The organism is Ruminococcus callidus ATCC 27760 (assembly GCF_000468015.1).
Classification (GTDB): domain Bacteria; phylum Bacillota; class Clostridia; order Oscillospirales; family Ruminococcaceae; genus Ruminococcus_C; species Ruminococcus_C callidus.
This window is the reverse complement of sequence record NZ_KI260413.1, coordinates 1-7,717: the sequence shown is the minus strand read 5'-3', so window position 1 is coordinate 7,717 and position 7,717 is coordinate 1. Positions and strand designations below refer to the sequence as shown.

8 protein-coding genes are annotated in these 7,717 nt (G+C 49.8%); 1 reads left to right on the top strand and 7 read right to left on the bottom strand.

Features of this window, described 5'->3' with window-relative positions; all coding sequences use genetic code 11:
* Nucleotides 1–28 precede the first annotated feature (28 nt).
* From RUMCAL_RS08550 to RUMCAL_RS08525, 7 genes are all read right to left on the bottom strand, one after another.
* Nucleotides 29–442: a peptide deformylase gene (locus RUMCAL_RS08550; RefSeq protein ID WP_021682349.1), complete on the bottom strand. Its 414-nt coding sequence runs from the start codon at nucleotides 440–442 to the stop codon at nucleotides 29–31.
* The gene (locus tag RUMCAL_RS15530; RefSeq protein WP_156902505.1) at nucleotides 439–618 is read right to left on the bottom strand and encodes a hypothetical protein; all 180 of its coding nucleotides are present in this window, start codon (nucleotides 616–618) and stop codon (nucleotides 439–441) included. The genes RUMCAL_RS08550 and RUMCAL_RS15530 overlap by 4 nt, the downstream gene beginning before the upstream one ends.
* On the bottom strand, nucleotides 599–2,233 hold the full coding sequence (gene ptsP, locus RUMCAL_RS08545) for a phosphoenolpyruvate--protein phosphotransferase (RefSeq protein WP_021682347.1): 1,635 nt from the start codon (nucleotides 2,231–2,233) through the stop codon (nucleotides 599–601). The genes RUMCAL_RS15530 and ptsP overlap by 20 nt, the downstream gene beginning before the upstream one ends.
* 15 nt (nucleotides 2,234–2,248) lie before the next feature.
* On the bottom strand, nucleotides 2,249–2,791 hold the full coding sequence (locus tag RUMCAL_RS08540; protein ID WP_021682346.1) for an inorganic diphosphatase: 543 nt from the start codon (nucleotides 2,789–2,791) through the stop codon (nucleotides 2,249–2,251).
* 36 nt (nucleotides 2,792–2,827) lie between these two features.
* A complete protein-coding gene (locus RUMCAL_RS08535; protein ID WP_021682345.1) occupies nucleotides 2,828–3,085 on the bottom strand; it encodes an HPr family phosphocarrier protein in 258 nt (85 codons plus the stop codon).
* Between the two features lie 109 nt (nucleotides 3,086–3,194).
* On the bottom strand, nucleotides 3,195–5,363 hold the full coding sequence (locus RUMCAL_RS08530; protein WP_040647665.1) for a PTS sugar transporter subunit IIABC: 2,169 nt from the start codon (nucleotides 5,361–5,363) through the stop codon (nucleotides 3,195–3,197).
* 121 nt (nucleotides 5,364–5,484) lie between these two features.
* The gene (locus RUMCAL_RS08525) at nucleotides 5,485–6,330 is read right to left on the bottom strand and encodes a PRD domain-containing protein (protein WP_021682343.1); all 846 of its coding nucleotides are present in this window, start codon (nucleotides 6,328–6,330) and stop codon (nucleotides 5,485–5,487) included.
* 694 nt (nucleotides 6,331–7,024) lie between these two features.
* Here RUMCAL_RS08525 and RUMCAL_RS08520 point away from each other — a divergent pair.
* On the top strand, nucleotides 7,025–7,645 hold the full coding sequence (locus RUMCAL_RS08520) for a metal-dependent hydrolase (RefSeq protein ID WP_021682341.1): 621 nt from the start codon (nucleotides 7,025–7,027) through the stop codon (nucleotides 7,643–7,645).
* Nucleotides 7,646–7,717 lie beyond the last annotated feature (72 nt).

The window sequence follows — 7,717 nt, the reverse complement described above, 5'->3', positions numbered from 1 at the left end:
CGCCAGACGCTCTTTGTGCGGTATTGCCTTATATAATGATTCCCTCGAAGTGGTCCATTTCATGCTGAATGATCTGTGCTTCAAAATCTCGGAACGTCTGCTTTTTCCGTTTGAATTTTCGATCCAGATATTCCACCACGATCACGCTGTACCGTTTGACCGGACGCTGTCCCGTCAGCGACAGACAGCCTTCTTCGGTTTCGTAACACTGCCTGGAATGATCGACGATTTTCGGGTTCACCATGACGAGATAGTCTTTTCCAGCCTGTGCCACCAGAATGGTCTTTCGTTCCCCGATCATATTCGCCGCCATACCCACACAGCGGTCAGCGTTGGCACGAACCGTATCCAGCAGGTCTTGTATTACAGGCTGATCCTGTCTGGTTGCCGGCTCGGATTTCTGACTGAGAAAAAATGTGTCTTTTACAATTTCACGAATCATTTTGGCATCTCCTCTTGGTTGATCTCATCTCTATTATACCACACTTTTTGCAAATACGCAAAGGCAACACCACACAAGCTTTGTGCGGTGTTGCCTAAACAAAATGCTACCGCACCAGATACAGGCACAGCAGCATTTTTCATATCAGAATCATGTTCACTTCCGCAGATCCACATTCCGCACAGCGTCCCGCACTTTCAGCACGAACGCCGGCGAAACGGAAAGTTCGTCAATGCCCATTCGCAGGAATGTTTCCGTCAGCGTAGTATCCGCTGCCAGTTCACCGCAGATGCCGATCCACGCACCGTTGGCGTGGGCGTTCCTGGCACTCATTTCGATGAGCCGCAGAATCGCCTCGTGGTGGGTGTCGATGAACGGTTCAATGTCCGGATTCTGCCGGTCGCAGGCAAGGGTGTACTGTGTGAGATCGTTGGTCCCCACGCTGAAAAAGTCCACCATAGGTGCCAGACGGTCGCTGATAATGGCAGCCGCCGGCGTTTCGATCATGATGCCCAGTTCCATGGTGTCGGAATAGGTCACGCCCTGCTCCCGCAGTTCCGCCTTGACTTCCTCACAGATGGCAAGGATCTTTTCCAGTTCGGACACGCTGGTGATCATGGGGAACATAACCCCCAGATTGCCGTAAATGGACGCACGATACAGTGCCCGCAGCTGCGTCTTGAAGATCTCCGGTCTGGTCAGGCAAATGCGAATTGCACGGTAGCCCATTGCCGGATTGTCCTCTTTTTTCAGGTGGAAATAGTCCACCTGCTTGTCTGCACCGATGTCCAGCGTGCGGATAATAACTTTCTTCCCCGCCATGCTCTCCAGCACACGCTTGTACGCCAGAAACTGCTGTTCTTCGTTGGGATAGTCATTATTTTCCAGATACAGAAATTCGCTCCGGAACAATCCGATACCGCCGGCATCGTTGAGCAGCACTGCACCAATATTGTCCACACTGCCGATGTTGGCATAGATGTTGACCTTGGTGCCGTCCCTGGTGACGTTTTCCTTGCCCTTCAGTTCCAGCAGCAGACGCTTTTTCTCCTCGTCCGCCTTCTGCTTTTCCAGCAGCCGCCGGCGAGTTTCCTCGTCCGGTTCCACGAAAATCTCACCAGTAAAGCCGTCTACGATCGCCTCTGTGCCGTCCTGTACCTCTTTCAGAAAATCGCTTCCCACGCCGATGACTGCCGGAATGTTCATATTCCGAGCCAGAATCGCCGTGTGAGAGTTGGACGAACCGTGTGCCGTCACAAATGCCAGCACCTTGTCCTTATCCAGAGAAACGGTTTCGCTGGGGGCGAGGTCGTCCGCACAAATGATGTGCTTTTCGCCGGAATCTTCCTGCACAGCAACGTTTCCCGTCAGATTGGCAATGATGCGGTCGGAAATGTCCCGCACGTCAGCCGCACGAGCCTGCATATAGGCATCGTCCATGGCAGAGAACATCTCGGCGAAGTTGTCCGCCGTAATGGAAACCGCATACTCAGCATTGACTTTCTGGGTATCAATGATGTTCTGAATGCTCTCGTTGTAGTCGTCATCTTCCAGCATCATCATGTGGATCTCAAAGATCTGAGCATTGGTTTCACCCACTTCTTTCAGTGCCTTTTCATAGATCGCCTGTAATTGTTCTGCTGCTGCGGCTTTGGCAGCCTCTACTCTGGCTTTTTCCGCTTCGGTGTCTTTCACGGAAGTCCGCTGAATCAAGGTATCCTGCTTCTGAAAAACAGAGATCTTTCCCATAGCGATAGCACCGTACACACCTTTTCCGGTAAACTTTTTCATGATTCCGATTCCTCCTTACGCCTCTGCGGTACCGAACTTTTTCCGGTAATTTTCCATTGCCTTTTCCATGACTGCCACTGCCGCCAGCGGTCCGCCGATGTCCTTGACTTCGGTCTGCTTGCCCCGTTCCAGCTGCTTATACACCGAGAAAAAGTGCATCAGTTCCTCAAAGATATGCTTGGGCAGTTCGCTGACATCGGTATAACTCATATAGGTGGGATCGCCGTAGGGAATGGCAATGATCTTCTCATCGCCCATGCCGCCGTCCTCCATGGTCATGACACCAATGGGATAGCTTCGCACCAGTGTCATGGGCAGGATCGGCTCGGAGCAGAGCAGCAGCACGTCCAGCGGGTCGTGGTCGTCTGCATAGGTTCTGGGAATGAAGCCGTAGTTCATGGGGTAGTGCGTTGCCGTGAACAGCACTCTGTCCAGCGACAGCATGCCGGTTTTCTTGTCCAGTTCATACTTCATATTGCTGCCCATGGAGATTTCCACGACAGCCATAAAATCTGTGGGATAGATGCGTTCTTCATCAATGTCATGCCAAATATTCATGGATTTTCCCTCCTATATGAATGTTTTTCCGAGAACTCAGAGGTTCTGCTGGAAGAATGCCTGCATCTCTGCGAAAGCGGTTTCCTCGTCTGCACCGTCAACAGAAACGGTCACAGTGTCGCCGCACTTCACGCCCATGCCCATGACTGCCATCAGCTTGGTCAGGTTTACGGACTTGCCGCCCTTTTCCAGTGTGATAGTGCTCTGGAATTCCTTTGCCTTCTTTGCCAGCAGTCCTGCCGGTCTTGCGTGGATACCTACTTCGTCCTGAATGGTGTAAGTGAATGTTTTCATGAGTAATTCCTCCTGTAAAATATCGTTTCGGCAACACCGCACAAAGATTATGCGTAAGAAGCGGGGTCGCCTTTATTCAGACAGCAATGCGTGAAACAGTGCTGTTTGTTTACTTTGTGAGCTGAATGGCAGTTTCTCCAACAGAAACTGTTCCCTTGGCAACTGGTGTCAACGCTGCATAGTCGTCTACATTGCAAACCAGCATCGGCGTGGTCAGCTTGTAGCCTGCGGCGGTGATTGCTTCCATGTCAAAGCTGATGAGCAGGTCGCCCTTCTTGACTGCCTGTCCGTCACTGACATGTGCCTCAAAATATTTTCCCTCCAGCTTTACGGTATCGATACCGATATGCATCAGGATCTCCACACCGTCTGCGGAAGTCATATTCACAGCGTGCCTGGTGTCGAATACGGTTTCAATGGTGCCGTCACAGGGAGCGTACAACTTGCCCTCTGCGGGACGAATCGCAATGCCGTCACCGAGAATCTTCTGCGAGAACACCTCGTCCTCCACTTCTTCCAGCGGAATCGCCGTACCGTTCATGTGTGTGCACAGTGTCAGGCATTCTCCGGAACCAGCCGCCTTTTCTGCGGGAGCAGAATTCTGTTCCGGTTCCGGCTTGGTTTCTTCCACAGTAGTTTCTGCTTCGGATTCTGCAAACAGACTGTCCAGATGCTCTGCTTCCGGCGTTTCCATGAAGTTTTCCAGATTGGACTTGATAACAGATACTTTCGGACCATAGATAACCTGTACACCGTTGCCCTTGTGAATAACACCGGAAGCACCGCTGGCTTTCAGCATGGCATCGTCTACCAGTTCTGCATTTTGTACTGTTACCCGCAGGCGTGTTGCACAGCAGTCCAGATCGGACAGGTTTGCCTTGCCGCCCAGACCTTTCAGCACCATTGCACTGACCATGTCTACAGCCGCACTGCCGCCTGCTTTTTTCTCTGCCTTTGCCGCATTAACATCGCTTCTGCGATAGAGTTTCGGCTCTACATCGTCCGGTTCTCTGCCCGGTGTTTTCAGGTTCAGCTTGGTGATCATAAAGTAGAATACGAAGTAGTAAACAACTGCATAGACCAGACCGACAACCACGATCCAGATCCAGTGGGTTTTCGCATTGCCCTGTAAAATACCGAACAGTGTCAGGTCAATGGCACCGCCGGAGAACGTCATGCCGACACCAACATTCAGAATGTGCATCAGCATATAGGACAGACCAGCCAGTACGCAGTGTACGGCATACATCAGCGGAGCCACGAACAGGAATGTGAATTCCAGCGGTTCAGTGATGCCGGTAATCATAGAGGTCAGGGCTGCGGAAAGCAGCAAGCTTCCGACCATCTTTTTCTTTTCCGGACGAGCCGCACGGTACATTGCAAATGCCGCAGCCGGCAGACCGAAGATCATGAACGGGAACTTACCGGACATGAAGCGTGTCGCAGAAACGGAAAATTCTGTTGTAGACTTGGAAGCCAGTTCAGCAAAGAAGATGTTCTGGGCACCGGAAACCATGTTGCCGTCGATCATCATGGAGCCGCCCAGTTCTGTCTGCCAGAACGGCATATAGAATACATGGTGCAGGCCAAACGGAATCAGGGCACGTTCCAGAATGCCGTAGATCCATGTACCGGCGTAACCGGAGCGAAGCACCAGCGTTCCCAGATGAGAGATACCGGACTGTACCACCGGCCACAGGAAGAACATAATGACACCAACGAACAGGTACACCACGGTAGAAATGATCGGCACGAAACGAGTGCCGCCGAAGAAGGAAAGCACCTGCGGCAGTTCAATTTTATAGAACCGGTTGTGCAGAGCCGCTACGCCCAAGCCAACCAGAATACCGCCGAACACGCCCATTTGCAGTGTGGTGATACCCAGCACAGAGGTGGTGGAGTTGGCTGCCATTGCTTCTACGCCGCCCTTGGCAGAGATCAGAGCACTGATCGCGGTGTTCATGACCAGATAGGCGATCGCACCGGAAAGAGCAGCGACTTCCTTTTCTTTTTTCGCCATGCCAATGGAAACCCCCATGGCAAACAACAGTGCCAGATTGTCAAAGACGGCACTTCCCGCCTTGCTCATGATGTCCAGAATGGTGTAGAGCAGTCCGCCCTCATAGATGATGTTTCCCAGATGATAAGTTTCAATTGTAGTGGCATTTGTAAAGGAACTTCCCAAACCCAGCAGAAGCCCCGCCACCGGCAGCAGTGCAATGGGAAGCATGAAGGAGCGTCCCACTCGCTGCAATACGCCGAAAATCTTGTCTTTCATTACAAGAGTCCTCCTAAAAATAATGTTCTGTATCTTCACGCCGGAATCATTACTTGGGCAACACCGCACAAAGATTGTGTGGTATTGCCCTAGGTACCAGTTGTAATGAAATCAAGCGTTTTTAACGGGATTCGCTAACTTTTTTCAGGTGGAACGCCAATGTCATCATTTCGTCCTCTGAAATCGTGCGTGCAAAATTTTTCAGGATATAATCCTGTAGGCACTTGGCACAGCGATAATGTTTTTGGAATTTCTGCCGGACAAAGCTTAAAATCTCCTCGTCCCGACTAAGCACATTGGAGAATTCCTGCGACTGGAACAGCCGCTTCGCCAGATACTTCAGATGTACCAGAAACCGTTCGTAAGAAACGGTGGTCTTGTCCAGCTTTCCCTGATAAAAAGTATCTGCAATTTCTGCACAACCATTCACCAGCTTTGTAATATCCGGAACTTGTCCCATGTTGGTATGCAGCCGTGCGTTGATGATATGCATGGCAATGAAGCCGGCTTCGTCTTTGTGAAGCGATATTCCCAGTTGCCGGCGGATTTCTTCCAGACAATAGTTTCCAAGAGCAAGTTCCTCCGGAAAACAATCGTGAATGGAGTCCATCAGCGGATTGGCAAAATTGATTCCCTGCTTCTGCCGTTCGATCGCAAAACTGATATGGTCGGACAGACTGATCATCAGCGACTCTTTCAACACTTCCTGTGAAAACTGTTCAGAAATATGATCGACCAGATCTGATGTCAGACGGATATGTTCGTAGGGGATTTCCGCCAGACATTCCACCATGCGTTTCCGCAGGGCAGAATCAGCGATCATATAGATTTTCTGGATCTGTGCCGAATCCACTTCGTCGCCGCGTTTTTTGCTGAATCCGATGCCCTTTCCGGATATGATCTGTTCTTTGCCTTTTTTATCCAAAGCACATACTGTGTTGTTATTGATAACTTTGATAATTTTCATAAAACACCTCAAAATGGTATAAAAAAAGCCAACCCCTATACCGCGTCCATTTTGCGTGCATAAAAGTTGGTGATGCCCAATCAGACAAACTTGTCGAAAGGTAACATTCCAATATTTCAATTTTCGGAATCCTGTATCAAATTCACTATAAACAGTTTACCATGTAGAAGGATATTTGTCAAGATGCTACAGTGAATTGCCGCAGGAAATCTCTTTTTTCACCAAAAGTGACACTTTCTATTTGTGCGATAATGACAAAAATTCCGTTTTGTTCCAGTCCGGCAAAGGCGTTTCTCTGTGAAAACGAACATATTCTGAAAAAGAATTCCACGAAAAACTTCTCTCCTGCCTTCCATGATCTTGAAAGTGGATTTACACAAACACTGCTCACGGAAATCAATTTTCAAAAATATGTTGATTTAAATTGTGTCAAATTATGAAGTTTGACAAGTGAGGCTCCCCTGAAAGGGGAGCTGGCAGTGCGTAGCACTGACTGAGGGGTTCCCACTTATGCCGAAAACATCGCAAAAGGATTTTACGAAAAAACCTCTCCACCGCCTAACGGCGGTCCCCCTCCCCTTTCAGGGGAGGCTATCATGAAAATTGATTTCCGTGAACACTGCTCTTACAGCATTGACTTTCAACACAAAATATGCTACAATAATACAAAATTCACCACAAAGGAACTACAACTATGCTTGGAAAAACACACATGATGGTGGGCATTGCCGCAACGCTTGCCATTACGCACCCTGACACACTCTCCGGATTTGTCACCGCGGCAGGGATCGGAGCCATCGGGGCACTGATCAGCGATATTGACGTAGGCACATCTTCCTCCCACCGCGATGCAAACAGGGTCATTTTCCTGACGATTGCCGTCACTGTCATCTTTCTGGCAGTGGACTACTTCGGGAAATTCGGACTGGTGCAGACCATTCTGCAAAACAGCAGCATTGTGCGAATTCTCCTTGGCGTTGCCCTCTTTCTGGTGGTCTGTGCATTCGGAAAGGAAACGCCGCACCGTTCGTTTATGCATTCCTTTACGGCACTGGCAGCACTGGACGCTGCCCTGTGCCTAATTTATCCGTCTATCGCAGTCTACTTTACCATTGGGTTTCTGTCGCACCTTGCGACGGATATTTTCAACAAGAAAAAAGTCCGCCTTTTGTATCCGATGAAAGGCGGCGTATGCCTGAATCTCTTTCACGCCTACGGCACTGCCAATACAGTGTTTTTCATTGCCGGCTGTGCGGTTACGGCTTTGGAAACGATCCTGCTGTTGGTGCGGATCGCCGGAAATTTTACAGCGTGAGGAATAATTTTAAGGCAATACCGCACAAAGAGCGTCTGGTGACTTTGCACGCCATCTGCTTGCAAATTTCCC